This is a genomic window from Niallia sp. HCP3S3_B10 (assembly GCF_052064465.1).
GTDB lineage: Bacteria > Bacillota > Bacilli > Bacillales > Cytobacillaceae > Niallia > Niallia hominis.
Genome location: NZ_JBQHVO010000025.1, coordinates 1 through 23,247 on the forward strand (window position 1 = coordinate 1; position 23,247 = coordinate 23,247).

At 37.4% G+C, this 23,247-nt stretch carries 39 protein-coding genes; 3 read left to right on the plus strand and 36 right to left on the minus strand.

Going from position 1 to position 23,247, the window contains the following annotated elements; translation table 11 throughout:
- Positions 1-582: S-Ena type endospore appendage (locus tag ACTNDN_RS12275; RefSeq protein ID WP_441131291.1), on the plus strand; the 582-nt coding region annotated here is incomplete at its 5' end.
- Positions 583-793: 211 nt separating this feature from the next.
- Here ACTNDN_RS12275 and ACTNDN_RS12280 read toward each other — a convergent pair.
- The 5 genes from ACTNDN_RS12280 to ACTNDN_RS12300 all read right to left on the minus strand — a co-directional run bounded on the left by ACTNDN_RS12280 (position 794) and on the right by ACTNDN_RS12300 (position 3,521).
- Positions 794-1,078, minus strand: a complete 285-nt coding sequence (locus ACTNDN_RS12280; protein WP_031540237.1) for a hypothetical protein — start codon at positions 1,076-1,078, stop codon at positions 794-796.
- A gap of 148 nt (positions 1,079-1,226) precedes the next feature.
- Positions 1,227-2,105 carry an ATP-binding protein gene (locus tag ACTNDN_RS12285; RefSeq protein WP_047943733.1) on the minus strand — a complete coding sequence of 293 codons (879 nt, stop codon included), beginning with the start codon at positions 2,103-2,105 and terminating at the stop codon, positions 1,227-1,229.
- 11 nt (positions 2,106-2,116) lie between these two features.
- Positions 2,117-2,977 (minus strand): hypothetical protein, encoded by an 861-nt coding sequence (locus ACTNDN_RS12290; protein ID WP_051641033.1) that lies wholly within the window; start codon positions 2,975-2,977, stop codon positions 2,117-2,119.
- Positions 2,978-2,992: 15 nt separating this feature from the next.
- Complete coding sequence (locus ACTNDN_RS12295) at positions 2,993-3,265, minus strand: helix-turn-helix domain-containing protein (RefSeq protein ID WP_031540233.1); 273 nt, start codon at positions 3,263-3,265, stop codon at positions 2,993-2,995.
- Positions 3,266-3,269: 4 nt separating this feature from the next.
- Complete coding sequence (locus tag ACTNDN_RS12300) at positions 3,270-3,521, minus strand: helix-turn-helix transcriptional regulator (protein WP_031540231.1); 252 nt, start codon at positions 3,519-3,521, stop codon at positions 3,270-3,272.
- A gap of 134 nt (positions 3,522-3,655) precedes the next feature.
- Here ACTNDN_RS12300 and ACTNDN_RS12305 point away from each other — a divergent pair, with 134 nt between their 5' ends.
- Together ACTNDN_RS12305 and ACTNDN_RS12310 are read left to right on the plus strand one after the other, a co-directional pair.
- A complete protein-coding gene (locus tag ACTNDN_RS12305; RefSeq protein WP_051641032.1) occupies positions 3,656-4,204 on the plus strand; it encodes a helix-turn-helix domain-containing protein in 549 nt (182 codons plus the stop codon).
- 13 nt (positions 4,205-4,217) lie between these two features.
- Positions 4,218-5,369, plus strand: a complete 1,152-nt coding sequence (locus ACTNDN_RS12310; RefSeq protein ID WP_047943732.1) for a site-specific integrase — start codon at positions 4,218-4,220, stop codon at positions 5,367-5,369.
- Positions 5,370-5,485: 116 nt separating this feature from the next.
- On the opposite strand, the gene rpsI is transcribed toward ACTNDN_RS12310, so the two are convergent.
- The 31 genes from rpsI to rplB form a co-directional block, all read right to left on the minus strand.
- The gene (gene rpsI, locus ACTNDN_RS12315; RefSeq protein WP_016204588.1) at positions 5,486-5,878 is read right to left on the minus strand and encodes a 30S ribosomal protein S9; all 393 of its coding nucleotides are present in this window, start codon (positions 5,876-5,878) and stop codon (positions 5,486-5,488) included.
- Positions 5,879-5,900: 22 nt separating this feature from the next.
- Positions 5,901-6,338, minus strand: a complete 438-nt coding sequence (gene rplM, locus ACTNDN_RS12320) for a 50S ribosomal protein L13 (RefSeq protein ID WP_016204587.1) — start codon at positions 6,336-6,338, stop codon at positions 5,901-5,903.
- Between the two features lie 303 nt (positions 6,339-6,641).
- The gene (truA, locus tag ACTNDN_RS12325; protein ID WP_285846554.1) at positions 6,642-7,382 is read right to left on the minus strand and encodes a tRNA pseudouridine(38-40) synthase TruA; all 741 of its coding nucleotides are present in this window, start codon (positions 7,380-7,382) and stop codon (positions 6,642-6,644) included.
- An 11-nt stretch (positions 7,383-7,393) separates the two neighbouring features.
- Complete coding sequence (locus tag ACTNDN_RS12330; protein WP_031540203.1) at positions 7,394-8,188, minus strand: energy-coupling factor transporter transmembrane component T family protein; 795 nt, start codon at positions 8,186-8,188, stop codon at positions 7,394-7,396.
- Entirely contained in the window at positions 8,188-9,060 is an 873-nt protein-coding gene (locus ACTNDN_RS12335; RefSeq protein WP_031540204.1) for an energy-coupling factor ABC transporter ATP-binding protein, read from the minus strand. The genes ACTNDN_RS12330 and ACTNDN_RS12335 overlap by 1 nt, the downstream gene beginning before the upstream one ends.
- Entirely contained in the window at positions 9,036-9,875 is an 840-nt protein-coding gene (locus ACTNDN_RS12340; protein ID WP_048717885.1) for an energy-coupling factor ABC transporter ATP-binding protein, read from the minus strand. Before ACTNDN_RS12340 ends, ACTNDN_RS12335 begins: the two co-directional genes overlap by 25 nt.
- Positions 9,876-10,456: 581 nt before the next feature.
- Complete coding sequence (rplQ, locus tag ACTNDN_RS12345) at positions 10,457-10,819, minus strand: 50S ribosomal protein L17 (protein WP_048717887.1); 363 nt, start codon at positions 10,817-10,819, stop codon at positions 10,457-10,459.
- A gap of 57 nt (positions 10,820-10,876) precedes the next feature.
- Positions 10,877-11,821 carry a DNA-directed RNA polymerase subunit alpha gene (locus ACTNDN_RS12350; RefSeq protein ID WP_109768975.1) on the minus strand — a complete coding sequence of 315 codons (945 nt, stop codon included), beginning with the start codon at positions 11,819-11,821 and terminating at the stop codon, positions 10,877-10,879.
- Positions 11,822-11,993: 172 nt separating this feature from the next.
- A complete protein-coding gene (gene rpsK, locus ACTNDN_RS12355) occupies positions 11,994-12,383 on the minus strand; it encodes a 30S ribosomal protein S11 (protein WP_031537916.1) in 390 nt (129 codons plus the stop codon).
- A gap of 22 nt (positions 12,384-12,405) precedes the next feature.
- Positions 12,406-12,771 (minus strand): 30S ribosomal protein S13, encoded by a 366-nt coding sequence (gene rpsM / locus ACTNDN_RS12360; protein ID WP_031537915.1) that lies wholly within the window; start codon positions 12,769-12,771, stop codon positions 12,406-12,408.
- A gap of 22 nt (positions 12,772-12,793) precedes the next feature.
- The gene (gene rpmJ / locus ACTNDN_RS12365) at positions 12,794-12,907 is read right to left on the minus strand and encodes a 50S ribosomal protein L36 (protein WP_000868344.1); all 114 of its coding nucleotides are present in this window, start codon (positions 12,905-12,907) and stop codon (positions 12,794-12,796) included.
- A 37-nt stretch (positions 12,908-12,944) separates the two neighbouring features.
- A complete protein-coding gene (infA, locus tag ACTNDN_RS12370; RefSeq protein WP_016204578.1) occupies positions 12,945-13,163 on the minus strand; it encodes a translation initiation factor IF-1 in 219 nt (72 codons plus the stop codon).
- A gap of 832 nt (positions 13,164-13,995) precedes the next feature.
- A complete protein-coding gene (locus tag ACTNDN_RS12375; RefSeq protein ID WP_031537914.1) occupies positions 13,996-14,646 on the minus strand; it encodes an adenylate kinase in 651 nt (216 codons plus the stop codon).
- A gap of 61 nt (positions 14,647-14,707) precedes the next feature.
- On the minus strand, positions 14,708-16,003 hold the full coding sequence (gene secY / locus ACTNDN_RS12380; RefSeq protein WP_031537913.1) for a preprotein translocase subunit SecY: 1,296 nt from the start codon (positions 16,001-16,003) through the stop codon (positions 14,708-14,710).
- Positions 16,003-16,443, minus strand: a complete 441-nt coding sequence (gene rplO, locus ACTNDN_RS12385) for a 50S ribosomal protein L15 (protein WP_031537912.1) — start codon at positions 16,441-16,443, stop codon at positions 16,003-16,005. The genes secY and rplO overlap by 1 nt, the downstream gene beginning before the upstream one ends.
- Positions 16,444-16,476: 33 nt before the next feature.
- Entirely contained in the window at positions 16,477-16,659 is a 183-nt protein-coding gene (gene rpmD, locus ACTNDN_RS12390) for a 50S ribosomal protein L30 (RefSeq protein ID WP_031537910.1), read from the minus strand.
- 13 nt (positions 16,660-16,672) lie between these two features.
- Positions 16,673-17,173 (minus strand): 30S ribosomal protein S5, encoded by a 501-nt coding sequence (rpsE, locus tag ACTNDN_RS12395; RefSeq protein ID WP_016204573.1) that lies wholly within the window; start codon positions 17,171-17,173, stop codon positions 16,673-16,675.
- Positions 17,174-17,197: 24 nt separating this feature from the next.
- A complete protein-coding gene (rplR, locus tag ACTNDN_RS12400) occupies positions 17,198-17,560 on the minus strand; it encodes a 50S ribosomal protein L18 (RefSeq protein ID WP_031537909.1) in 363 nt (120 codons plus the stop codon).
- Between the two features lie 32 nt (positions 17,561-17,592).
- A complete protein-coding gene (rplF, locus tag ACTNDN_RS12405; RefSeq protein ID WP_031537908.1) occupies positions 17,593-18,129 on the minus strand; it encodes a 50S ribosomal protein L6 in 537 nt (178 codons plus the stop codon).
- Positions 18,130-18,160: 31 nt separating this feature from the next.
- Positions 18,161-18,559 (minus strand): 30S ribosomal protein S8, encoded by a 399-nt coding sequence (gene rpsH / locus ACTNDN_RS12410; RefSeq protein ID WP_016204570.1) that lies wholly within the window; start codon positions 18,557-18,559, stop codon positions 18,161-18,163.
- Between the two features lie 30 nt (positions 18,560-18,589).
- Positions 18,590-18,775, minus strand: coding sequence for a 30S ribosomal protein S14 (rpsN, locus tag ACTNDN_RS12415; protein WP_009499044.1), 186 nt, complete (start codon positions 18,773-18,775; stop codon positions 18,590-18,592).
- Positions 18,776-18,800: 25 nt separating this feature from the next.
- Positions 18,801-19,340, minus strand: coding sequence for a 50S ribosomal protein L5 (gene rplE / locus ACTNDN_RS12420; protein ID WP_031537907.1), 540 nt, complete (start codon positions 19,338-19,340; stop codon positions 18,801-18,803).
- A 27-nt stretch (positions 19,341-19,367) separates the two neighbouring features.
- A complete protein-coding gene (gene rplX, locus ACTNDN_RS12425; RefSeq protein ID WP_016204568.1) occupies positions 19,368-19,679 on the minus strand; it encodes a 50S ribosomal protein L24 in 312 nt (103 codons plus the stop codon).
- A 36-nt stretch (positions 19,680-19,715) separates the two neighbouring features.
- Positions 19,716-20,084 (minus strand): 50S ribosomal protein L14, encoded by a 369-nt coding sequence (rplN, locus tag ACTNDN_RS12430; protein WP_031537906.1) that lies wholly within the window; start codon positions 20,082-20,084, stop codon positions 19,716-19,718.
- Between the two features lie 38 nt (positions 20,085-20,122).
- Entirely contained in the window at positions 20,123-20,386 is a 264-nt protein-coding gene (gene rpsQ / locus ACTNDN_RS12435) for a 30S ribosomal protein S17 (RefSeq protein WP_031537905.1), read from the minus strand.
- Between the two features lie 20 nt (positions 20,387-20,406).
- Positions 20,407-20,610 (minus strand): 50S ribosomal protein L29, encoded by a 204-nt coding sequence (gene rpmC, locus ACTNDN_RS12440; RefSeq protein ID WP_003351417.1) that lies wholly within the window; start codon positions 20,608-20,610, stop codon positions 20,407-20,409.
- On the minus strand, positions 20,600-21,034 hold the full coding sequence (rplP, locus tag ACTNDN_RS12445) for a 50S ribosomal protein L16 (RefSeq protein WP_031537904.1): 435 nt from the start codon (positions 21,032-21,034) through the stop codon (positions 20,600-20,602). The genes rpmC and rplP overlap by 11 nt, the downstream gene beginning before the upstream one ends.
- Position 21,035: 1 nt before the next feature.
- On the minus strand, positions 21,036-21,692 hold the full coding sequence (gene rpsC / locus ACTNDN_RS12450; protein ID WP_031537903.1) for a 30S ribosomal protein S3: 657 nt from the start codon (positions 21,690-21,692) through the stop codon (positions 21,036-21,038).
- A 3-nt stretch (positions 21,693-21,695) separates the two neighbouring features.
- Positions 21,696-22,037: a 50S ribosomal protein L22 gene (gene rplV / locus ACTNDN_RS12455; RefSeq protein WP_016204563.1), complete on the minus strand. Its 342-nt coding sequence runs from the start codon at positions 22,035-22,037 to the stop codon at positions 21,696-21,698.
- An 18-nt stretch (positions 22,038-22,055) separates the two neighbouring features.
- Positions 22,056-22,334, minus strand: a complete 279-nt coding sequence (gene rpsS, locus ACTNDN_RS12460; RefSeq protein ID WP_016204562.1) for a 30S ribosomal protein S19 — start codon at positions 22,332-22,334, stop codon at positions 22,056-22,058.
- Between the two features lie 60 nt (positions 22,335-22,394).
- Positions 22,395-23,225: a 50S ribosomal protein L2 gene (gene rplB, locus ACTNDN_RS12465; RefSeq protein WP_016204561.1), complete on the minus strand. Its 831-nt coding sequence runs from the start codon at positions 23,223-23,225 to the stop codon at positions 22,395-22,397.
- Positions 23,226-23,247: the final 22 nt, after the last annotated feature.

Consider the following 23,247-nt stretch of genomic DNA (forward strand, 5'->3'; position numbering starts at 1 on the left):
TGTGAAAAACACAAGTGCAAATGCGAGGATTGCGGGAAAGACAAGTGCAAATGCGTTGATTGTGAAAAACACAAGTGCAAATGGGATGGTTGTGAAGAATTTAATGGTGATTCCAATATTTTCGAAATGATGCTAGGTGAATCTGATGATATTCCCAAAGACAATTGTAATGATGATCATAAACTCTGCCCAGAAGAAATCAAAGGATTTGATTTCTGCAGAAAGGAAGAAGAACTAAGATGCTTTAAACATTGCGGCCCTATCTCACAACCCTGCGATTGTAATTATTACAACCATTTTACCAGCCGTTCGAACCTTGATTTTAGCGGGTTGATTGTGATAAAGAACACAGGCAATTCGGCTAGCGGCTGTTCCATGGAAGTCCGCGTCACTGATATTGCAGGTTCAGCAATAGTCGCTACAGTCAGTCCTGGAGCATCCGTCCCAATCTTTGTCGAATGTTTAAGATCACTTGATATTGCATGTTTTAAAAATGAATCAGTAACAGAAACGTGCAGCGGTGAAGTCATCTTTGACCTTGAATACTGTACCACAAGATATGTTTCACATCGCTATAAATGATGGGTTCCTATAGACTGAAAGCTTTCTTAATATATTTTGTTGGAAAACATGTAAAGAAAATCATCCCATTCACATTACTATAACGTACACCATAATGAAATTGAGTAGGAGGGGGTGACTAACCCCCGACCTCCCACACTCCTGTACGTCTCGTTCGAACTGTTCTATGAAATATCACCCTTATATCTATTTTGGGCTGATTTTGGATTTGTTATGGTTTCCATGTAACTGTATTCATAGTGCTTACTAAATCCTCCAACGTATCGCCCTCCCCTCTGAAAGTGATTTCTATTTCATCATTCTTTAACTGGATTAGCGTTTTATTTAACGTATCTAACAATTTGTCCGACGGGACATCTGAAAAGTCTCTATTTTCAAGTTCCTTTTTCATGCGCTCAACTTGCCGTCCTAATAATTCGATACGGGCTTTTTTTGTCATATAAAATTGCTCCTGTAACGATTCAATTTCAACTGCCTTCATATTTTCTATTTCCATGAGATGTTCCTTTGACCACGCAATAAGCGTTGACTTCGATACGTTAAGTTCCTTGGCAATTTTACTAAAGCTGATCCCTTTCGCTCTTAATTAAATAAACTTTTGCCTTGTTTTGTTGTCCTTCATTCTCAATCCCTCCACGAAATAATTATTTTATCCGAAGTTTTTTTCGGTAATCTTCTGTAAATAAGTCAATGAATTTTGTATTATCGTATAGACGGCTAAAGACTCTTTCTCCTACGACCATAGGTAAGTCTTGATCCGTCAAATTACTCGTGTAGATTGTCGGTTTACCACTCCGACTTTCTACTATTTCAAAAATTATACTCTTTCTCCAATCATCATTTCCTCCCGATGCTTCCGCACCCAAGTCATCCAAAATCAATAAATCTAGCTTTTTTAAATCCTTAAAGATATTTTCTTCTGTTATGATAGATGCTTTGTTATACGTAGATTTAATTTTTGAAAGTAATTGTCCTGTGGTTAAAAACCCAACTATAAAACCTTTTTCTTTTAGCGTTCTGGCAATAGCTACACACAAATGTGTTTTTCCTGTTCCCGGATTGCCTTGAATTAAAAGGTTGTAGCGATCTTGTTCGGAAGCTAAAAATGTTTTCACATAGGAAATTGCCCTTTGTTTTGCAACAGTAGTAACGGGATTAGTTTCATGGTAATCCTTAAAACCTGAACCCTTTAATTTTTCGGGGAGAAGAAAATAGTCGTTCATAAGCCTTTCAGATATGAGCTGACTTTGCTCCTTTAAACCTTTTTCCATAGAAAGATTAAGCATATCCCTATCCCTACATCTACAACATTTGAATGTTTCACCTAACTGCTTCCAACTGTCATTATTATTTAGGCGGTAAACCAAAGCGGATGCACTTTCTTGTCCACACTGCGGGCATACAAGTTTTTTAAGAAAATCCGCTTCTAGCTCATGCCCTTCTAATTCTGGCATGAGTCTAAAAACAGCCTTTTTGTAAATGTTATTCTCATCCTCAGGTAGAAAGCTACTCGCAACTCTCATAGTTTAACCTCCTAAAATGGGAGTTCATCTTCCCATTCTTTCATTTTCTCAAATTCATCTTTTGTAATTGGTTTTGGTTCTTCCCAATGACTAGGGCGATCTAATGAAAAATGCTGTTGGCTCTTTTTCCTTATTACATTTCTGCTTGTTTGAATTTTCAGAACCAATTGATCATACTGTTTTCTTAATTTTGATGGAGAAAGTATATTTGTCTTCCAAAAGGAATCTTGCTGACACCAATCAATCACGGTGGATATTTCTTCTGGTAAACGATTGTCCCTTTCTATCATTAAACGAAAGTCATCCGACCATTTTTGAAGATTTGGTTCTTTAAATCCCGGATTATTTTCCCTAATGTTATTTAAAAGTCTTAATGCTAATTGATACGGTATGCTTTTTTCGTCGTAAGTTTTTGACTTGCGACAATAAGAATCTTTTACTTCTTTATCATTCTTTAATTTTTTATCATTCTTGTTAGTTGTTAGTCGATTGTTAATTGATTGTTGGCCGCCTGTTAAGTTGCTTGTTAATCCATCTCCATTATTCTGATAATCCTCCCAATTATTAATGGTTATAAGCCTATTTTTGTTTGTTGATTCATTTGTTAGAAAACCGAATTTTTCAAACCGCTTTATTGCAGTTCTTACGTTTTGAATTGAAATCCCCTTACCGCATTTTTCAACAATGGATTCCAAGCTTGTAATTACCTGGCCAGCGGTAACGTTATAAGGTTCCCCTTGCCATTCCCATTGTTTTTCTTGATGATTAACCATCAAAAGAAGTGTTATTAGAATGGTTTTTTGTTCCGGTGTGGATTCTATCCAAATAGGCTTATGCAATAAATCCCGATAAAGCTTAACCCATCCTAACATCACACTTCACCCGCTTCAGCCAGAATTATTTCGCAACCATTTCTGTACATCCCAGCGATTTAAACGAATGATTTGCCCTCTTTGAAAAAAAGGAATTTCTTTGCTTGAAATCATGTTTCGAATTGTGGGTACACTGACCTTTAAATAATCGGCAGCTTCTTTTATGGTTAATATTTGATCATGCCCGTTTTCTTCTTGTAATTCCATTAGAAGCTCCTGTAATGCATTTTTTAAATCTGTCCGATTTATGATTAGCGTTTCTTCTGGGAATTCTAGCTTTATATTCATTTATTTATCCCCCTTTTTCAACTTGAGTACAAAGATCCTCTACTTCTTTATTTAGGTTTTCAGCAATCTGTTTGATTGTAGAAAACCGTACCTTTTTTTTAGTCCCCTTTTCGATTTCACCAATGGTTTTTCTATTTACACCAGATACATCAGCCAATTTAGTGATTGTCCACCCCATTTCCGCTCGAGCAAGTTTAATTTTTTTACTGTCAATTTTCAGGTGATGCTCTTGTTTTATTAGTTTTGTACATTTCATCTTTTAAACATCTCCTAATTACTCATATTGGGTACAAATAAACAATATCATCCCGTTTTGAGAAATTCAAGTTGATATTTGTATTCATTATGTGTAATATTGATTTGTAATTACTCATTGGAGGTTGATAAATTATGTTTGGAGAACGAATTAGAACGTTACGAAGGGAAAAGAATATGACTTTAAGAGACTTAGCCGACAAGTTGAATATTCCCTTTACTACATTAGGAAATTACGAGCGGGAAGACCGGGAACCGAATGTTTCAACCTTTTTAGCATTGGCTGATTTCTTCGATGTAAGCGTCGATTATTTAACCGGAAAACAAGACATAAGAACATCAGATCAATATGGTTTCCAAAGGGATTTTAGCCTGCTTGAAGATCTACTGAAACAAGCTACTCCTGATATTAGGAAAAAAGCAGAAGACATCATTAACCAGTTGACTATAATCATTGGGGATGAACTAGAAGCAACAGATGTAAGAGAAACATCTAAAACATTTGAGCATCTATTCCAAGTTGTGGATTTTATTTTTAGTATGAAAATGGGATTTAAGTATAATTACGGGCAAGACCCTTCAACACCTTATGAATGTATAAAACTATATCTAGAGCACAAACCCACATTAGATATGAACTTAAATAACTTATGTGAAATTTACGCTAATAAGAAAAACGGTTAAATGAGGTGAAAAAATGGCATCATTTCAAAAATACACAACCAAACAAGGTCAAATGTGGTTATTTAAGACGGACACTGGAATTAATCCCGAAACAGGAAAAAGACAAACTACAACCCGAAGGGGCTTTAAAACCAAAAAAGAAGCACAAATAGCTGCTGCCAAGCTTGAACAAGAAATAGCGAGCGGAAGATCAATAAAGAATGACAACCTGACTTTTCAGAATGTATACGATCAATGGTTTTCCAATCATTCGAAAACGATTAAATTAAGCACAAAGAAAGCCATTGAATCCAAATTCAATAGGCATATATTGCCCCGCTTCAGCAAATTGAAAATAAAAGAAATAACAAGACCATATTGCCAAAAAATGATCAATGAAATCGCTCAATTAATTAAATCGGTAAATGACATAAAAATACAGGCTAACCAAGTATTCAAATATGCTTTAAAAATGGAGATTATTGAAAGGAATCCATTAGAGCATGTCACCATACCAAGACAGCAAAATGAAATTATTAATGAGGATAATGAAACGGATGAGCGGAATTATTGGAAAAAGGATGAGATACGTAATTTCCTTTCAATAACGAAACATGAATTAGATTTTCGAGATCATGTACTTTTTCATCTGTTAATCTATACCGGTGCACGCAAGGGAGAAATTTTAGCCCTTACATGGGATGATATTGATTTCGAAGCTGGCTCCATACGGTTAAACAAAACGTTATTTCATCATGATGGTAAATTCATCTTCCAAACGTCCAAAACAAGGGAATCTAAGCGTTTAATTAGCTTGGATCCTCTAACCCTCTCTCTGCTTAATAAATGGCGTATAAAGCAAAATGAAGCTTATTTAGCCGGGAAAGGTTATTTGAATAATAACAAGGTGGTTTTTGACAGGGATGATGGCTCTCCGATGCGGTTAGCCTATCCAAACGAAAAGCTGGCCGCTTTAATCAAAAAACATAACCTACACAAAATTACAATACATGGTTTACGTCATACTCATGCTTCCCTTTTATTCGAAGCAGGAGCCAGTATAAAAGAGGTTCAGGAGCGGTTAGGCCACTCTGATATACAAATGACGATGAACATCTATACACACGTAACAGATACGCTAAAAGAGCAAACTGCACAAAAGTTTCAAAGATATATTGAGTTATGAGATGTGGTCAGATGTGGTCAAAAATATTTTCGTGGTCAAAGTGTGGTCAAAAGCACTTTTCAGACATAAAAAAGACCCCCAACCAAATCGGTTGAGAGCCTTTGAAACATTGATAATTAACGTTTTGAGAACTGAGGTGCACGACGAGCGCCTTTAAGACCGTATTTTTTACGTTCTTTCATACGAGCGTCACGAGTTAATAATCCTGCACGCTTTAATGTTGGACGGTACTCAGGATCTACTTGAAGTAAAGCACGAGCGATACCATGACGGATAGCGCCAGCTTGACCAGTATAACCTCCACCGTTAACATTTACTAAAATATTGTAGCTTCCAGTAGTTTCAGTAGCTACTAGTGGTTGTTTAACAACTTCGCGTAAAGCTGCAAACGGGATATAACTTTCGATTTCACGACCATTGATGATGATTTGTCCGTCACCTGGAACTAAACGTACACGAGCAACAGAGCTTTTACGACGACCAGTACCGATATATTGAACCTGTGCCATTTGTTTTACCTCCCTTTATTAATTATCCACGAAGTTCGTAAACTTCTGGTTGTTGAGCTTGGTGCGGATGTTCGCTACCAGCATATACGTGTAATTTTCTATACATTTGACGACCAAGAGAATTCTTTGGAAGCATACCTTTGATTGCAAGTTCTAACATTTGCTCTGGATAGTTAGTACGCATTTCTAAAGCAGTTCTTTGCTTTAATCCACCTGGGTGCATAGAGTGACGGTAGTAAATTTTGTCAGTTAATTTTTTACCAGTCAATTCAATTTTTGAAGCATTTAAAAGAATTACATGATCACCAGTATCCACATGAGGTGTGAAAGTTGGTTTATGTTTACCACGTAGAATTGATGCTACTTCACTAGCAAGACGACCTAAAGTTTTGCCTTCAGCATCAATCACGTACCATTTACGATCAACAGTGTTTGAATTAGCCATAAACGTTGTACGCATGAGTTTCCCTCCTGAAATGTTTAATTATAATTTGTTTTAAATTACGAATGTTCTGTTCTTACGTCTATATGTTCACACAATTAAGTTCCGGGGCTTAATGTGGGATTAAAATACATACCATATTATGATATATCCTAGACTAGTATATGTCAAGGGAATGTTACACCAGGTTTAGTTGTTATGAGAAAAAAATTAGTTTTCTTTTTGTTTTCACTCACTAAATAATGATTTTTACTTATAAATAAGCTATTTCGGCATTTCAACATCATAGAAATTATAATTGTGGCGTGACATATACGGCATTCATTCATACATTACTTTCCAAAGATACAATCCATTCGCAGAAGCAGTTTTCCCAGCTGCTTTTCTATCTTTTTTCTCAATAATCATAGGGATATCCTGCGGAGATTTTTTGCCTCTTCCAACATCTAGCAATGTTCCAACCATGATGCGCACCATATTATAAAGGAACCCATTCCCTTGGAAGGAAAATATTAGCATATCTTCCTCCTCTGTTAACTTTATTCCCGTTACAGTTCTTACTTTTCTTTCTTTGTCTGTCTTAGCAGAGCAGAAACTAGTAAAATCATATTCTCCAATAAAATAGGTAAGTGCCTCTCTCATTGCCTCCACATTTAGAGTATATGGATAATAATAGGCATAATGGCGTTTAAATGGATCTCTCCGCTCCCCTAATTGAATAAAGTAACGATATTCTTTTGCAGTTACATTGTATCTTGCATGAAAGGCTTCAGACACTCTCACAGCATCAGCTATTACTATATCATGGGGCAACAAGGTATTTAGTGCAACCGGCCATTTTTCAGCTGGAATATCAAGAGCGCTATCAAAATGAATAACTTGTCCCTTCGCATGAACACCAGCATCGGTTCTACCTGATGCCTGAATCTTTATCTCTATCCCTTTATGAAGCTTTCTTAAAGCCTTTTCGATTTCACCTTGCACCGTTCGATCCTTTGGTTGAATCTGAAAACCACTATAATTTGAACCGTCATAGCTTATTGTACATTTGTATCTTTGCATCATATTCTCCACTATGTTCTTAATAAAAACAGCAAGGCTGTTACTAGTATCAAAATAATAATCATGATTGTATCGATTGGATTCCATACTAATTGACGATACTTTGTTCTTCCTTCTCCGCCTTGATAACCGCGTGCTTCCATCGCAATAGCAAGCTCCTCCGCCCGTTTAAAGGAGTTAACAAATAAAGGAATCAATAAAGGAATAATTGCTTGAATCCGACTTTTAATGGAACCACTAGAAAATTCTACTCCTCTTGCCATCTGAGCCTTCATAATTTTCTCTGTTTCATCCATTAAAGTGGGGATGAACCGCAAAGAAATAGACATCATAAGCGCCAATTCATGGACAGGAAATTTCACTTTCTTTAACGGCCCTAACAGTGTTTCAATTGCATCTGTTAATTCAATTGGGGTAGTTGTTAACGTAAGCAAGGATGTCATGATAATAAGCAGGAAGAATCGAATCGAAATCAGAACTCCCATTCTCACGCCTTCTTCATAAATGGTAATCCATCCCCATTCAAACAATAGCTCTCCATTCTTCGTGAAAAATAAATGCAAGATAAACGTAAAGATAATTAGCCAAAAAATGGGTCTTAATCCTAAATAAATATACTTTATCGGTACATTAGATATAGCTACTAACGTACCTACATATATAATTAATAAAGAATAGCTCCAAATATTGTTAGCTAAAAACACAATGCAAATAAATAGAAAAACAAGCAGTAATTTTGAACGGGGGTCCATTCTATGCAATAGCGAATCAACGGGAATAAAACGGCCAATAATCATTTTTCCCATTAACTACTCCCTACTTTCTTTTTTAAATACACTGCCAGCTCTTCTGTGAAGTCTTCCATCTTTAAATGTACTTGTCCCATTTTTATTCCAAATTTTTCTTCTATTTTTTTTTGAAATCGAACCACCTCAGGCTCATTCAACCCAATAGTGGCCAAATCTTCTGCATCCCTAAATATCTCAAGCGGAGTTCCCTGGCGATGAACTTTCCCTTTATTCATAATAACAATTTGATCAGCATAATGTGCTGCATCTTCCATACTATGCGTAACTAAAATGGTCGTTAAATTTCGCTCCTTATGAAGCTTGTAAAACATATCCATTATTTCTCGTCTGCCTCTTGGATCTAAACCAGCTGTCGGCTCATCTAAAACAAGTACATCCGGCTCCATTGCTAAAACACCCGCAATGGCAATTCTTCTCATCTGACCACCAGATAAATCAAAAGGAGACTTTAGGAGGAACTCTTTTGATAATCCCACTTCTCCTAATGCCTTTTCTGCTCTTTTCTTTGCCTCCGACTCTGAAATCCCAAAATTAAGAGGACCAAAACAAATATCCTTTTCAACCGTTTCTTCAAACAGCTGCTGTTCTGGAAACTGAAAAACAATACCTACTTTTTGCCGTATACTCCGCAGGTTCTTGTGCTTTTGTCCACCTTCAATTTTACGGTCACCTATTACGACCGTTCCTTTAGTTGGTGTTATAAGAGCATTAAGATGCTGTAAAATAGTCGATTTGCCAGATCCAGTGTGGCCAATAATTGCTACATAGCTTCCTGATGGAATGTCAAAGTTTACATCCTCTATCGCTAAACGTTCAAACGGCGAATTTTCCTGGTAACGATACTCTACTTTTTGAAGTGAGATGTCCATATGCCTGTCACCAACTCTTCTTCTGTTAAATATACTTCTTCTAATGAAATCCCCTTGTTCATTAAACTTTCTCTTAATTTAATTGTAAAAGGGATGTCTAAACCAATATCTACAAGTTCCTTCTGAAGCTTAAAAATTTCTTTAGGACTTCCTTCTTTATACACTTTCCCCTTATTCATTACGATGATACGGTCTGCTTTAGCAGCCTCATCTAAATCATGGGTAATGGAGATAATCGTCATATTTTCCTTTTGTAAATCTCTCATGATTTCAAAAACTTCTTCTCTTCCTTGCGGATCAAGCATAGAGGTAGCCTCATCTAATATAATAATTTCAGGTTTCAATGCAATAATTCCTGCAATAGCGACTCTCTGCTTTTGTCCACCAGATAGATGATGTGGCTCTTGATCAAGAAAAGATAACATCTTAACTTTTTCTAAAGAACTTTCTACTCTTGTTACCATCTCATTCCTTGGAACTGCGTTATTTTCTAAACCAAAAGCCACATCATCCTTAACCGTTGTACCAACAAACTGGTTATCGGGATTCTGGAATACCATTCCAACCTTTTTTCTAATATCCCACACAGAATCTTCCGTTATCGGAATACTATCTATTATAATTGAACCTTCATTAGAGAATTGTAATCCATTTAATAACTTAGCTAGCGTAGACTTACCGGAACCATTATGCCCAACTATAGCAACCCATTCCCCCCTATTAACATGAAAAGAAACATGATCAAGGGCGTTCTCTAATTGCTCCTCATATTTAAAGGATACATCTTCTACCTTTACTAAAATCTTTTGGTCCATTACAACCCCACCATTTACTTACTAGATATTATCGATAATATAATATATAAAACCTTTATAATCAAAGTACAAATTGTTACATAAAATGAAACTTACATCAGTGGGCAGTTCCTACAGCCTCACTGATGATTAGTTGAAGCAATCGTACCTAAACGGACAGTAGATTTCCCACCTATCTTTCACGAAATTTCATAAGCAAGAGGTGATACTCTCACTAACCATAAACCATAGATAATAAAAAAATAAACTCGCCAATTGGGCGAGCTTTGAATTGGTTTAACATAAGATTATTTGTATAATCTTTGATATCCTATTTCTATGCTTGTTAAAATATATCTTATGGTATTCCACTTCTTAGCACCCTGCAGTCCTAATTAAAAATGAAAAAAGCCCGCACCTCATTCGAACGATGAATCGAAAGAAGAGGCGCACGAGCTAGACGAGTCATTAATAAAAATAAATGCTCATCGTAACACTCTATTTTGGCTTGATCAAAAAGCGAGAATTAAAGAAAAAGGGCACTTGAACAAGTTTCATAACATTATAAACTGTCCCGCACCCTAAGTTTCTTTTAAATCCTATTACACTAACTCGATAATTACCATTGGTGCTCCGTCTCCACGACGAGGTCCCATTTTCATGATACGAGTGTAACCACCTTGACGATCAGTATAACGAGCAGCAACATCACTGAACAATTTTTGTACAGCATCTTGTTTTGTTTCAGCGTTAGCTACCTCGTGACGTACATAAGCAGCTGCTTGGCGACGTGCATGTAGATCTCCACGTTTACCAAGTGTAATCATTTTTTCTACAACAGAACGAAGTTCTTTTGCACGAGCTTCAGTTGTTTCAATGCGCTCATTGATGATTAAGTCTGTAGTTAAGTCACGTAACATTGCTTTACGTTGTGCGCTTGTGCGTCCTAACTTTCTGTAACCCATGTGAGATTCCCTCCTTTTGTTAAAGTACAAGCTTTATAGACATAGTCAAGAGACTAATCAGTCATCTTTTCTTAAGCCTAATCCAAGCTCTTCTAATTTATGTTTTACTTCTTCTAGAGATTTTCTACCTAAGTTTCGAACTTTCATCATATCTTCTTCCGTCTTATTTGCTAATTCTTGTACGGTATTAATACCAGCACGCTTTAAGCAGTTATAAGAACGAACAGAAAGATCTAATTCTTCGATTGTCATCTCAAGAACTTTTTCTTTTTGATCTTCTTCTTTTTCTACCATAATCTCAGCATTTTGTGCTTCATCAGTTAAACCAACAAAGATATTTAAATGCTCAGTTAAAATCTTTGCACCAAGTGCAACAGCATCTTGAGGACCAGTACTACCGTCAGTCCACACGTCAAAAGTTAATTTATCATAATTAGTCAATTGACCAACACGAGTATTCTCTACTTGATAAGAAACACGAGATACCGGTGTGAAAATAGAATCAATAGGAATTACACCAATAGGTTGGTCTTCGCGTTTATTTTGCTCTGCTGGTGTGTAACCACGACCACGCTTTGCAGTTAAACGCATACGGAAATTACCGTTGCTACCTAGAGTTGCGATATGAAGATCTGGATTTAAGATCTCTACATCACTATCATGTGTAATATCTGCTGCTGTAACTACTCCTGCACCTTGCATATCAATCTCTAAAGTTTTTTCATCATCAGAGTATATTTTCAATGCTAGTTTTTTGATATTTAATATGATAGCTGTAACATCTTCTACGACGCCTTCAATTGTTGAGAACTCATGAAGTACCCCATCAATTTGAATGGATGTGACAGCGGCACCTGGCAGTGAGGATAGTAGAATACGACGTAAGGAGTTACCCAAAGTAGTACCATATCCACGCTCAAGTGGCTCGACGACGAATTTACCATACTTGGCATCATCGTTGATCTCAACCGTTTCGATTTTTGGTTTTTCTATTTCGATCATCAAGATATACCCTCCTTCAAAACGTCGAAACCCCGGTAAGCTTTACCGAAATTCCCCATGTTTACGTTCCCGCTTGTGCACAACAACTGGGTTAGTTAATAAATCTGTACGGGTTCTAAAAGTTTTAGTCATATCCCATTATAGACAAGGATACAAAATTTATACAGAAAAATTAAACTCGGCGACGTTTAGGTGGTCGGCAACCGTTATGAGGAACTGGAGTTACGTCTCTAATTGCTGTAACTTCTAGTCCTGCAGCTTGAAGAGCACGAATTGCAGCCTCACGACCTGCACCTGGTCCTTTAACTGTTACTTCTAAAGTTTTCATACCGTGTTCCATTGATGCTTTAGCAGCAGTTTCAGCAGCCATTTGTGCAGCAAATGGAGTAGATTTACGAGAACCTCTGAATCCAAGTGCACCTGCGCTTGACCATGAAAGAGCATTTCCATGAACGTCTGTAATAGTTACGATAGTATTATTGAAAGTAGAACGAATATGAGCTACACCAGCTTCAATATTCTTTTTAACACGACGTTTACGTGTATTAGTTTTACGTGCCATTATATTGTACCTCCTTTACCGATTATTTTTTCTTATTAGCTACAGTCTTACGAGGACCTTTGCGTGTACGAGCGTTGTTTTTCGTGTTTTGTCCGCGAACTGGTAAGCCACGACGGTGACGAAGACCACGGTAACAACCAATTTCCATTAGACGCTTAATGTTTAGAGAAATCTCACGACGTAGATCCCCTTCTACTTTTAAACGGTCGATAATATCACGAATTTTGTTTAATTCATCTTCTGTTAAATCACGAACGCGTGTATCTTCAGAAACACCTGCTTCTGCTAATACTTGTTGTGCAGTATTTTTTCCAATACCGTAAATGTATGTTAAAGATATTACTACACGTTTTTCACGTGGAATATCCACACCAGCAATACGTGCCATCTATATGCGCACCTCCTTGTTATTAACCTTGTTTTTGTTTGTGTTTAGGGTTTTCACAGATAACCATAACTTTACCACGTCTGCGGATAACTTTACATTTTTCGCAGATTGGTTTAACAGATGGTCTAACTTTCATTATCCTAACCTCCTTGATAGTACGGAGTGCAATCAGATTATTTAAAGCGGTAAGTAATTCTTCCGCGAGTTAAGTCATATGGAGATAACTCAACCGTTACTTTATCACCAGGTAAAATACGGATGAAATGCATGCGGATTTTACCAGAAACGTGAGCCAATACAGTATGACCATTTTCTAATTCTACCTTAAACATGGCGTTCGGCAAAGTTTCAGTGATTGTGCCTTCAATTTCGATTACATCGTCTTTAGCCATCGAATATCTCTCCTTTCCATAAAAAATACGAGATCCATCTTAACTAATATAGCAAAGTGTAGCTCTTCTTGTCACACGATCGTGCACATTAAACTACTCTGAACTGCTCCTATAATATAATAAAACTGCATTAAACTGCAACTAAATGATTATATCATAAGAATAGGTACTTCGTCCGCTATTAATTATAAAAAAATATATTTATAGGGAAGAAATAATAATAAGTTTAATGCTACCAACTAAACTTAGCTTTGGTAGATCATTCATTAATAGAAAAGAAATGATCTTTCCTTTGATTTACGAACATTCTATCAACAGCTTGTGTCTTATCGTATAGAAGTAAGCATGCAACGTATAGACAATTCCAAGAAAAATAAATCACCTTCAAAAGTCTAGCCTTAAATCTTCCACTACATACTTGTTTTCACTTGAAAAGCCACATAGATTTCGTATTTAAAGGATTTCGTAGAGCGTTCGACAACTTGCACACCTGGTCTAATACCAATCGTCATAATAGAAAGAATAATAGTTACATTACCTTCTTCACTACTAGATAAAAAAGCAATTTAAGCGGAGTTACCATGAAATCCAAAATACTCTGCACCAATTATCTAAATTGATTAATCTTTTAACGAAGATAAACATGTCAAAATAACACGGTTATGCTTTTTTTGTTACAGATATAACCATGAAAATTATTATACCTTTTGAAAAAAGGAAATGCATCATGTTTAGGAATAAACTCCTCAGCCATTTCATCCCAATTCTTCTATTTATTATCTCTGATTCATTTCCATGCTAGATAACAGATTAGTCAAAGCAAAAGTCACTTTTATTTTAAAGTACTTAGTAGTGCATCAAGATCTACGAAAACTTTATTAATATCTTGTTGACCATTAATGTTACGAAGATAGCCTTTTGACTCATAGAAATCAAGTAATGGTTTAGATTGCTTAATATTAACTTCTAAGCGATTTTTAACAGTTGCTTCATTATCATCAGCACGTTGGTATAATTCGCCGCCACAACGATCACAAGTATCTGGCTTAGATGGCGGATTAAATACTAAATGATAGGTTGCACCACAGCTTTTACAAATGCGGCGTCCTGTTAAACGCTCCATTAAGATCTCTTTATCCACTTGAACATTGATACAAAAGTCTAATTTCTTATTTAAATCAGACAAAATATTTTCTAAAGCTTCTGCTTGAGGAACAGTACGAGGAAAACCATCTAAAAGAAAGCCTTTTTCACAGTCATCCTTGCTAAGTCTTTCGCGAACAATACCGATTGTAACTTCATCAGGTACAAGTTCACCTTTATCCATAAAAGATTTTGCCTTAAGTCCAAGTTCTGTTTCGTCTTTCATAGCCGCACGGAACATGTCGCCAGTTGAGATATGAGGGATGTCATATTTCTCGACAATCTTCTCAGCTTGAGTACCTTTACCTGCGCCAGGGAGCCCCATTAAGACTAAATTCATGCGTATTCCCCCTCAAGTTCTCTTACATAAAATTCAAGGGACAAACGTCCCCTAAATTATACTATTTAATAAAACCTTTATAGTGTCGTTTAACTAGTTGAGATTCTAATTGCTTCATTGTCTCCAATGCAACCCCAACCACAATTATAATACTTGTTCCACCGATCTGTGCAGATTGTGGAAGTCCTGCAATATTAATAAAAAATACAGGTAGTATAGCAATAATGGCTAAGAATAGAGCTCCAACTAATGTTAAACGAGATAGAACACGTGACAAATATTCTTGCGTACTTTTACCAGGACGAATACCTGGGATATATCCACCTTGTTTCTTCAGGTTTTCAGAAACTTGTTCTGGGTTCACCTGAATGAAAGCATAGAAATAAGTAAACGCAATAATTAACACTGTATATATAATCATTCCTATTGGATGAGTATAATCAAATACTCTTTGTATCCAGGAAGTAACGTCATTTTGCGGTAAGAACGATGCAATTGTTCTTGGAGTTACCAAGAAGGAAACTGCAAAGATAACTGGAATAACACCAGCAGAGTTTACTTTCAACGGTAAATGTGTTGATTGTCCGCCTGCGCTGCTATTACCATTTACCATTCTTTTTGCATATTGAATCGGTATCTTTCTAAGAGCTTGCTGGATAAAAATTACCCCAACTACAATTGCAACGACAGCTATAATAATTAAAGCTAGCTTTACAATATTGAGAAATAATTGATCACCTGGATTGTCAAACTGCTGTGCATAGATTTGATTAGCCATTGAAGGAATTCCTGCAGCAATACCAGCAAAAATGATAATAGAAATACCATTTCCAACACCTTTAGAAGTAATTAGTTCACCTAACCACATTAAAAAGGCAGTTCCTGCTGTTAATACAATAGAAATAACTAGATAGGATGCAAATCCAGGTTTTGTAATCAGTGCACCACCTGCAAGATTATTAAAACCATATGACATACCAAAGCCTTGGATAAGAGCTAGAACGATTGTAAAGTAACGCGTAAATTGTGTCAGCTTTCTACGCCCAGCCTCACCCTGCTTTGACCATTCCGTAAATTTTGGAACAACATCCATTTGTAATAAGCTTACAATAATGGATGCTGTAATATATGGCATGATCCCCATTGCAAGAATAGAAAAGTTTTTAAGTGCCCCACCACCGAAAGTATTTAAAATTCCGAAGGCACTGAAAGCATCTTGTGCTTTTAAGAAGTCTGCATTTACATAAGGTACAGGAATAAAAGTACCTAAACGAAATATAATCAACATTAATAGGGTGAATATGATTTTTCGTCTTATTTCACCCACGCGCATAAAATTGGAGATTGTCTTAAACATCAGATCACCTCTGTTTGACCGCCGGCAGCTTCAATAGCTTCCTTAGCAGCAGAGGAGAATTTGTGAGCTTTAACAGTAAGCTTTTTCTCTACGTTGCCTTTTGCAAGAATTTTAATTCCTGCTCTCTCGTTACTAACAACTCCTGTTTCGATAAGAAGTTCTGGAGTTACTTCAGTTCCATCTTCAAAACGATTTAGAGTATCTAAATTAACAATAGCGTATTCTTTACGGTTGATATTAGTAAAACCACGTTTTGGTAAACGACGGAATAAAGGAGTTTGACCACCTTCGAATCCTGGTCTTACACCCCCACCTGAACGTGCATTTTGACCTTTATGACCTTTACCAGCAGTTTTACCATTACCTGAACCGATACCGCGCCCTTTGCGTTTGCGTTCTTGACGAGAACCTTCTGCAGGTTTTAATTCATGAAGTTTCATTTTGGCACCTCCTTATTTGAAGAAGAATGATTTTTAATTTTCTGATACAGTTACAAGATGTGATACTTTATTGATCATACCGCGAATAGCAGCATTATCTTGTTGAACAACTGTTTGATTTACTTTACGTAATCCTAAAGCTTTAACTGTTTCGCGTTGGTCTTGCGGACGACCAATTACGCTTTTAGTGAGGGTAATTTCCAGTTTGTTTGCCATCTAATTTCCCTCCTTATCCTAACAGTTCTTCTACTGATTTTCCACGTAACTTTGCTACGTCTTCAGCACGTTTTAATTGTTTTAAACCGTCTAAAGTAGCACGAACCATGTTAATTGGTGTGTTTGTACCTAATGACTTAGATAAGATATCAGCTACACCAGCTAGTTCAAGCACAGCACGTACTGGACCACCAGCGATAACCCCAGTACCTTCTGAAGCAGGCTTTAATAGGATTTCACCAGCTCCGAAATGTCCGATAATTTCGTGTGGAATTGTTGTACCAACCATTGGTACTTCAATAAGATTTTTCTTCGCATCTTCAACCGCTTTGCGAATAGCATCTGGTACTTCTTGAGCTTTACCAGTACCAAAACCAACGTTACCATTTTTGTCCCCAACTACTACTAGAGCAGAGAAACGAAAACGACGTCCACCTTTAACAACTTTCGCTACACGGTTAACTGTAACTACGCGTTCTTCAAGTTCAAGTTTGTTTGGATCAATACGACGCATCTTTTTATGTCCCTCCTTTGTCTATTAAAATTCTAGGCCGTTCTCACGAGCAGCATCAGCTAAAGCTTTAACGCGACCATGATATAAATATCCTCCGCGGTCAAATACTACTGATTTAATTCCTTTTTCTACTGCACGTTTCGCTACTAATTCACCGATCTTAACTGCAGCTTCTAAATTACCAGTAGATTCAAGGTTAAGCTCTTTATCTAATGAAGATGCACTTGCGATTGTTACACCTTTAACATCATCAATTAGTTGAGCGTAAATGTGTTTGTTTGAACGGAACACATTTAAACGAGGACGAGCTTCAGTTCCGCTAAGTTTAGAACGCACACGTGCGTGTCTTTTTCTACGGACTTGATTTTTATCAGCCTTCGTAATCATTTAGGTCACTCCTTTCGTTTACCTATGCGGCATTACTTACCAGTTTTACCTTCTTTTCTACGTACATATTCGCCTTCATAACGGATACCTTTACCTTTATAAGGTTCTGGTGGGCGAACATCACGGATGTTAGCAGCAAGTGCTCCAACACGCTCTTTACTAGTTCCTTTTACAACTACTTTCGTAGCAGATGGTACTTCGATTTCAATACCAGCTTCTGGTTCGATTTCTACTGGATGAGAGTAACCTACGTTCAACACAAGTTTGCTTCCTTGTTTTTGAGCACGGTACCCGACACCGATTAATTCAAGACCTCTTTCAAAGCCTTTTGAAACACCCTCAACCATGTTTGATAACAATGCGCGAGTTGTTCCATGTAATGCACGATGTTCCTTCACATCTGAAGGACGAGTTACATTAATCACGTTTTCTTCTAAGTTGATCGCAATATCAGAATTAAAAGTACGAGTTAATTCACCTTTAGGACCTTTCACCGTTACAGTACTTTTATCAATAGTAACTGTAACGCCTGCTGGTACTTCGATTGGTTTTTTACCTACACGAGACATTTAGTTGCACCTCCATTCATTAAACCTATTATTACCAAACGTATGCTAATACTTCTCCGCCAACTTGTTTCGCACGAGCTTCTTTATCAGTAAGTACTCCTTGAGAAGTAGAAACTAATGCAATTCCAAGACCGTTTAATACACGAGGTACTTCTGTTGCTTTCGCATAAACACGAAGACCAGGTTTACTAATTCTTTTAAGTCCAGTTATTACACGCTCGTTGCTTGAACCGTATTTTAAGAAAATGCGGATAATACCTTGTTTGTTGTCTTCGATATATTCTACATCACGTACAAAACCTTCACGCTTTAAAATTTCGGCGATCTCTTTTTTGATGTTAGAAGCAGGAACTTCTAATTTTTCGTGACGAACCATATTCGCATTACGGATTCTTGTAAGCAAATCTGCAATTGGATCTGTCATAACCATTTGTATTTACCTCCTTCCCAATATCGGGTTTTACCAGCTAGCTTTTTTCACACCAGGAATTTGTCCCTTATACGCTAATTCGCGGAAACAAATACGGCAAAGCTTAAATTTACGGTACACAGAATGTGGACGACCACAACGTTCGCAACGTGTGTATTCTTGTACTTTATATTTAGGCGTGCGTTTTTGTTTCGCAATCATTGACTTCTTAGCCACATCTTCGCCTCCCTCTAATTAGAGATTACTTTTGGAACGGCATTCCAAATTGAGTTAACAGTTCACGAGCTTCTTCATCTGTGTTTGCAGTTGTAACAATAACAATATCCATTCCTCTTACTTTGTTTACTTTATCGTAATCAATTTCAGGGAAAATTAATTGTTCTTTTACACCTAAAGTGTAGTTACCGCGACCATCAAATGATTTTTTAGATACACCACGGAAGTCACGTACACGTGGAAGAGAAACAGATACAAGTTTATCAAGGAATTGATACATGCGTTCTCCACGAAGAGTAACTTTTGCTCCGATTGGCATTCCTTCACGTAGACGGAAACCTGCGATTGATTTTTTCGCACGAGTGATTAATGGTTTTTGACCAGTAATTTGTGCTAATTCTTCAACAGCAACGTCTAATGCTTTAGCATTCGCTACAGCATCACCAACGCCCATGTTAACCACGATTTTTTCCAGTTTTGGAACTTCCATAACTGATTTATAATTGAACTTGCTCATAAGAGCAGGAGTAGTTTCTTTAACAAATTTTTCTTTTAGGCGGTTCATTCATTGTACCTCCCTTCTTCATTTGAACTATTTATCTAGAATTTCACCGGATTTTTTCGCTACGCGAACTTTTTTACCATCAACCGTTTTTGATCCTACACGAGTAGGTTCACCAGTTTTAGGGTCGATAGGCATAACGTTGGATACATGAATAGCGGCTTCCTGGTCATTGATTCCACCTTGTGGATTCAACTGGGATGGCTTAGAGTGCTTCTTAACAATATTAATCCCTTCAACGATCACACGATCTTTCTTAGGGAATGCAGCAAGAACAACACCTGTTTTACCTTTATCCTTACCAGAGATGACCATTACTTTGTCACCTTTTTTTACATGCATCTTTTCGCACCTCCTTAAAGGCAATTAAAATTTATATTATAGTACTTCTGGAGCTAATGATACAATCTTCATAAAGTTATTGTCGCGAAGTTCGCGTGCAACTGGTCCAAAGATACGTGTTCCACGTGGACTCTTATCATCACGGATAATTACACATGCGTTTTCATCGAAACGAATGTAAGTACCGTCAGCACGACGAACACCACTTTTAGTTCTAACGACTACTGCTTTTACTACTTCACCTTTTTTAACAACGCCACCTGGTGTTGCTTGTTTCACAGTAACAACGATGATATCACCGATGTTTGCAGTTTTACGTCCTGAACCACCAAGAACTTTAATAGTAAGTACTTCACGAGCACCAGAGTTGTCAGCAACTTTCAAACGTGATTCTTGTTGAATCATGTGTGTAACCTCCCTTCGGGATGCTTAATTCCGAACAATTATATAATAACTGCTTTTTCTACTACTTCTACAAGACGGAAACGTTTTGTAGCTGATAATGGGCGAGTTTCCATAATACGTACGATATCGCCAGTTTTTGCTGTGTTTTGCTCATCATGAGCTTTATACTTCTTAGAGTATTTCACGCGTTTGCCGTATAGTGGGTGTTTTTTGTATGTTTCAACAACAACTGTAATGGTTTTATCCATTTTATCAGATACAACACGACCAGTATAGACTTTGCGTTGATTGCGTTCGCTCATTCTACGAACCTCCTCTCAACTTATCGATTATTCACGCCGATTTCTCTCTCACGAATGACAGTTTTCATTCGAGCGATCGCTTTGCGTACTTCACGAATGCGAGCTGTATTTTCAAGTTGTCCAGTCGCTAATTGAAAGCGAAGGTTGAAAAGCTCTTCTTTTAAGGATTTAACTTTTTGTTCAATTTCAGCAGTGGTAAGGTCACGAATTTCATTAGCTTTCATTAGTTTCACCACCAATTTCTTCACGTTTTACAAACTTACATTTAACAGGAAGTTTGTGCGCTGCAAGACGAAGTGCTTCACGAGCGATCTCTTCAGATACACCAGCAACTTCGAACAATATTTTTCCAGGCTTAACTACTGCAACCCAACCTTCAGGAGCACCCTTACCGGAACCCATTCGGACTTCTAGAGGCTTAGCAGTGTAAGGCTTATGTGGGAAAATTTTAATCCAAACTTTACCGCCACGTTTCATATAACGTGTCATTGCAATACGAGCAGATTCGATTTGACGGTTTGTAATCCAAGAAGCTTCTAAAGATTGTAGACCATATTCACCGAATGCAACTTCTGTACCACCTTTTGCTTGACCACGCATTTTACCACGGTGTACACGACGATATTTTACACGTTTAGGTAGTAACATATTATTTGCCTCCTTCCTCAGTTTTCTTCTTCGTTGGAAGGATCTCTCCACGATAGATCCAAACTTTTACACCTAATTTACCATAAGTTGTATCAGCTTCAGCAGTTGCATAATCGATATCTGCGCGTAGAGTGTGCAATGGAACAGTTCCTTCGCTATAAGACTCTGAACGTGCGATATCTGCGCCACCTAGACGACCTGATACCATTGTTTTAATACCTTTAGCTCCAGAGCGCATTGAGCGTTGGATCGCTTGTTTTTGAGCACGACGGAAGGAAACACGATTTTCTAATTGACGAGCAATGTTCTCAGCAACTAGTTTAGCATCCATGTCTGCTCTTTTAATTTCTAAGATATTGATGTGTACACGTTTGCCAGTAAGTGAGTTAAGAGCTTTACGTAAAGCTTCAACTTCTGTACCACCTTTACCAATAACCATACCTGGTTTAGCAGTGTGGATAGTAACATTTAAGCGGTTTGCTGCACGCTCGATTTCTACTTTAGAAACAGAAGCATCGCTTAGGCGTTTTGTAATATACTCACGTACCTTTAGGTCTTCGTGTAAAAGATCAGCATAGTCTTTACCTGCGAACCATTTAGATTCCCAGTCACGAATGATCCCAACACGTAAACCGACTGGATTTACTTTTTGACCCACTAATTACCCCTCCTTCTTTTCTGATAAAACGATAGTAATATGGCTAGTGCGTTTGTTAATTTGACTTGCACGACCTTGTGCACGTGGACGAAATCTCTTTAGAGTTGGTCCCTCATTAACATATGCTTGCTCAACCACTAGGTTATTAATATCCATTTCGTAGTTATGCTCTGCATTAGCAACAGCAGATTTTAGAACTTTCTCTACGATTGGAGAAGCTGCCTTTGGAGTTAACTTCAAAATAGCTACCGCTTCACCAACTTGCTTTCCTCGAATTAAATCTACGACTAAACGAGCTTTACGAGGAGCAATACGAACTGTATTTGCAACAGCTTTTGCTTGCATTGGAATGCCCTCCTCTCATTAACGTCTTGTTTTCTTATCGTCACTTGCATGACCTTTGTAAGTACGAGTTGGAGCAAATTCTCCAAGTTTGTGACCTACCATGTCTTCAGTAACATAAACTGGCACATGTTTACGACCATCATAAACAGCGATTGTTTGACCGATGAATTGTGGGAAGATCGTAGAACGACGAGACCAAGTTTTAACAACTTGCTTCTTATCACTATCACTTAATTTTTCGATCTTTGTTAGTAAATGATCATCAACAAAAGGTCCTTTTTTTAAGCTGCGACCCATAATGGAACCTCCCTTCGTGATTGTTCTACGGTTCTATCATTGAACCGTAGTTCAACCCCGTTATTTTTTACGGCTACGTACAATAAATTTATCAGATTTATTCTTCTTGCTACGCGTTTTGTAACCAAGTGTTGGTTTACCCCAAGGAGACATTGGTGATTTACGTCCGATTGGAGCGCGTCCTTCACCACCACCATGTGGATGGTCATTAGGGTTCATTACAGATCCACGTACAGTTGGGCGTTTACCTAACCAACGATTACGACCTGCTTTACCAATGTTGATTAGTTCGTGTTGTTCATTACCAACTTGACCGATAGAAGCACGGCATGTAGCAAGGATTAAACGAACTTCACCAGAGTTTAAACGTACAAGTACGTATTTACCTTCTTTACCAAGCACTTGAGCGCTTGTTCCAGCAGAGCGAACTAATTGTCCACCTTTACCTGGCTTTAACTCGATGTTGTGGATTACTGTACCAACTGGAATGTTAGCAAGTGGTAATGCATTACCCGGCTTGATATCAGCCTCAGGTCCTGACATAACTTCTAATCCAACTTCTAAATTTTTAGGTGCAAGAATGTAGCGTTTTTCACCATCTACATAATTGATTAGCGCGATGTTAGCAGATCTGTTTGGATCATACTCAATTGTAGCAACGCGTCCTGGAATGCCATCTTTGTCACGTTTAAAATCGATAACACGATATTGACGCTTATGACCTCCACCTTGATGACGAACAGTTAACTTACCTTGGTTATTACGGCCGCCTTTTCTGTGTAAAGGAGCAAGCAATGACTTTTCTGGAGTACTTGTAGTGATTTCACTAAAGTCAGAAGACGTCATGTTACGTCGACCATTGGAGGTAGGTTTATATTTTTTAATCGCCATTTGTGTTCCCTCCTCTTCTAAA

Bases quoted from the DNA above. Each gene is read 5' to 3' on its own strand.
- ACTNDN_RS12280 (WP_031540237.1), bottom strand. From the start codon at position 1,078: ATGGAAATAGAAAATATGAAGGCAGTTGAAATTGAATCGTTACAGGAG.
- secY (WP_031537913.1), bottom strand. From the start codon at position 16,003: ATGTTTAAGACAATCTCCAATTTTATGCGCGTGGGTGAAATAAGACGA.
- rplX (WP_016204568.1), bottom strand. From the start codon at position 19,679: ATGCATGTAAAAAAAGGTGACAAAGTAATGGTCATCTCTGGTAAGGAT.
- rpmC (WP_003351417.1), bottom strand. From the start codon at position 20,610: ATGAAAGCTAATGAAATTCGTGACCTTACCACTGCTGAAATTGAACAA.
- rpsS (WP_016204562.1), bottom strand. From the start codon at position 22,334: ATGGGTCGCAGCTTAAAAAAAGGACCTTTTGTTGATGATCATTTACTA.
- ACTNDN_RS12335 (WP_031540204.1), bottom strand. From the start codon at position 9,060: ATGGACATCTCACTTCAAAAAGTAGAGTATCGTTACCAGGAAAATTCG.
- rplF (WP_031537908.1), bottom strand. From the start codon at position 18,129: ATGTCTCGTGTAGGTAAAAAACCAATCGAAGTACCAGCAGGCGTTACA.
- ACTNDN_RS12310 (WP_047943732.1), top strand. From the start codon at position 4,218: ATGGCATCATTTCAAAAATACACAACCAAACAAGGTCAAATGTGGTTA.
- rpmJ (WP_000868344.1), bottom strand. From the start codon at position 12,907: ATGAAAGTTAGACCATCTGTTAAACCAATCTGCGAAAAATGTAAAGTT.
- rplP (WP_031537904.1), bottom strand. From the start codon at position 21,034: ATGTTACTACCTAAACGTGTAAAATATCGTCGTGTACACCGTGGTAAA.
- ACTNDN_RS12305 (WP_051641032.1), top strand. From the start codon at position 3,656: ATGTTTGGAGAACGAATTAGAACGTTACGAAGGGAAAAGAATATGACT.
- rpsE (WP_016204573.1), bottom strand. From the start codon at position 17,173: ATGCGTCGTATTGATCCAAACAAACTTGAACTTGAAGAACGCGTAGTT.
- rpsI (WP_016204588.1), bottom strand. From the start codon at position 5,878: ATGGCACAGGTTCAATATATCGGTACTGGTCGTCGTAAAAGCTCTGTT.
- ACTNDN_RS12330 (WP_031540203.1), bottom strand. From the start codon at position 8,188: ATGGGAAAAATGATTATTGGCCGTTTTATTCCCGTTGATTCGCTATTG.
- rpsK (WP_031537916.1), bottom strand. From the start codon at position 12,383: ATGGCACGTAAAACTAATACACGTAAACGTCGTGTTAAAAAGAATATT.
- rpsQ (WP_031537905.1), bottom strand. From the start codon at position 20,386: ATGAGCGAACGCAATCAACGCAAAGTCTATACTGGTCGTGTTGTATCT.
- rplM (WP_016204587.1), bottom strand. From the start codon at position 6,338: ATGCGTACAACGTTTATGGCTAATTCAAACACTGTTGATCGTAAATGG.
- rplE (WP_031537907.1), bottom strand. From the start codon at position 19,340: ATGAACCGCCTAAAAGAAAAATTTGTTAAAGAAACTACTCCTGCTCTT.
- rplR (WP_031537909.1), bottom strand. From the start codon at position 17,560: ATGATTACGAAGGCTGATAAAAATCAAGTCCGTAGAAAAAGACACGCA.
- rplQ (WP_048717887.1), bottom strand. From the start codon at position 10,819: ATGGGTTACAGAAAGTTAGGACGCACAAGCGCACAACGTAAAGCAATG.
- ACTNDN_RS12295 (WP_031540233.1), bottom strand. From the start codon at position 3,265: ATGAATATAAAGCTAGAATTCCCAGAAGAAACGCTAATCATAAATCGG.
- ACTNDN_RS12340 (WP_048717885.1), bottom strand. From the start codon at position 9,875: ATGGACCAAAAGATTTTAGTAAAGGTAGAAGATGTATCCTTTAAATAT.
- rpsM (WP_031537915.1), bottom strand. From the start codon at position 12,771: ATGGCACGTATTGCTGGTGTGGATATTCCACGTGAAAAACGTGTAGTA.
- rpsH (WP_016204570.1), bottom strand. From the start codon at position 18,559: ATGGTTATGACAGATCCAATTGCAGATTTGCTTACAAGAATCCGTAAT.
- ACTNDN_RS12285 (WP_047943733.1), bottom strand. From the start codon at position 2,105: ATGAGAGTTGCGAGTAGCTTTCTACCTGAGGATGAGAATAACATTTAC.
- rpmD (WP_031537910.1), bottom strand. From the start codon at position 16,659: ATGGCAAACAAACTGGAAATTACCCTCACTAAAAGCGTAATTGGTCGT.
- rplO (WP_031537912.1), bottom strand. From the start codon at position 16,443: ATGAAACTTCATGAATTAAAACCTGCAGAAGGTTCTCGTCAAGAACGC.
- infA (WP_016204578.1), bottom strand. From the start codon at position 13,163: ATGGCTAAAGACGATGTAATCGAAATTGAAGGCACAATCACTGAAACT.
- ACTNDN_RS12300 (WP_031540231.1), bottom strand. From the start codon at position 3,521: ATGAAATGTACAAAACTAATAAAACAAGAGCATCACCTGAAAATTGAC.
- rplB (WP_016204561.1), bottom strand. From the start codon at position 23,225: ATGGCGATTAAAAAATATAAACCTACCTCCAATGGTCGACGTAACATG.
- ACTNDN_RS12375 (WP_031537914.1), bottom strand. From the start codon at position 14,646: ATGAATTTAGTCTTAATGGGGCTCCCTGGCGCAGGTAAAGGTACTCAA.
- ACTNDN_RS12290 (WP_051641033.1), bottom strand. From the start codon at position 2,977: ATGTTAGGATGGGTTAAGCTTTATCGGGATTTATTGCATAAGCCTATT.
- ACTNDN_RS12350 (WP_109768975.1), bottom strand. From the start codon at position 11,821: ATGATCGAAATAGAAAAACCAAAAATCGAAACGGTTGAGATCAACGAT.
- rplV (WP_016204563.1), bottom strand. From the start codon at position 22,037: ATGCAAGCAAAAGCTGTTGCAAATACAGTTCGTATTGCTCCTCGTAAA.
- truA (WP_285846554.1), bottom strand. From the start codon at position 7,382: ATGCAAAGATACAAATGTACAATAAGCTATGACGGTTCAAATTATAGT.
- rplN (WP_031537906.1), bottom strand. From the start codon at position 20,084: ATGATTCAACAAGAATCACGTTTGAAAGTTGCTGACAACTCTGGTGCT.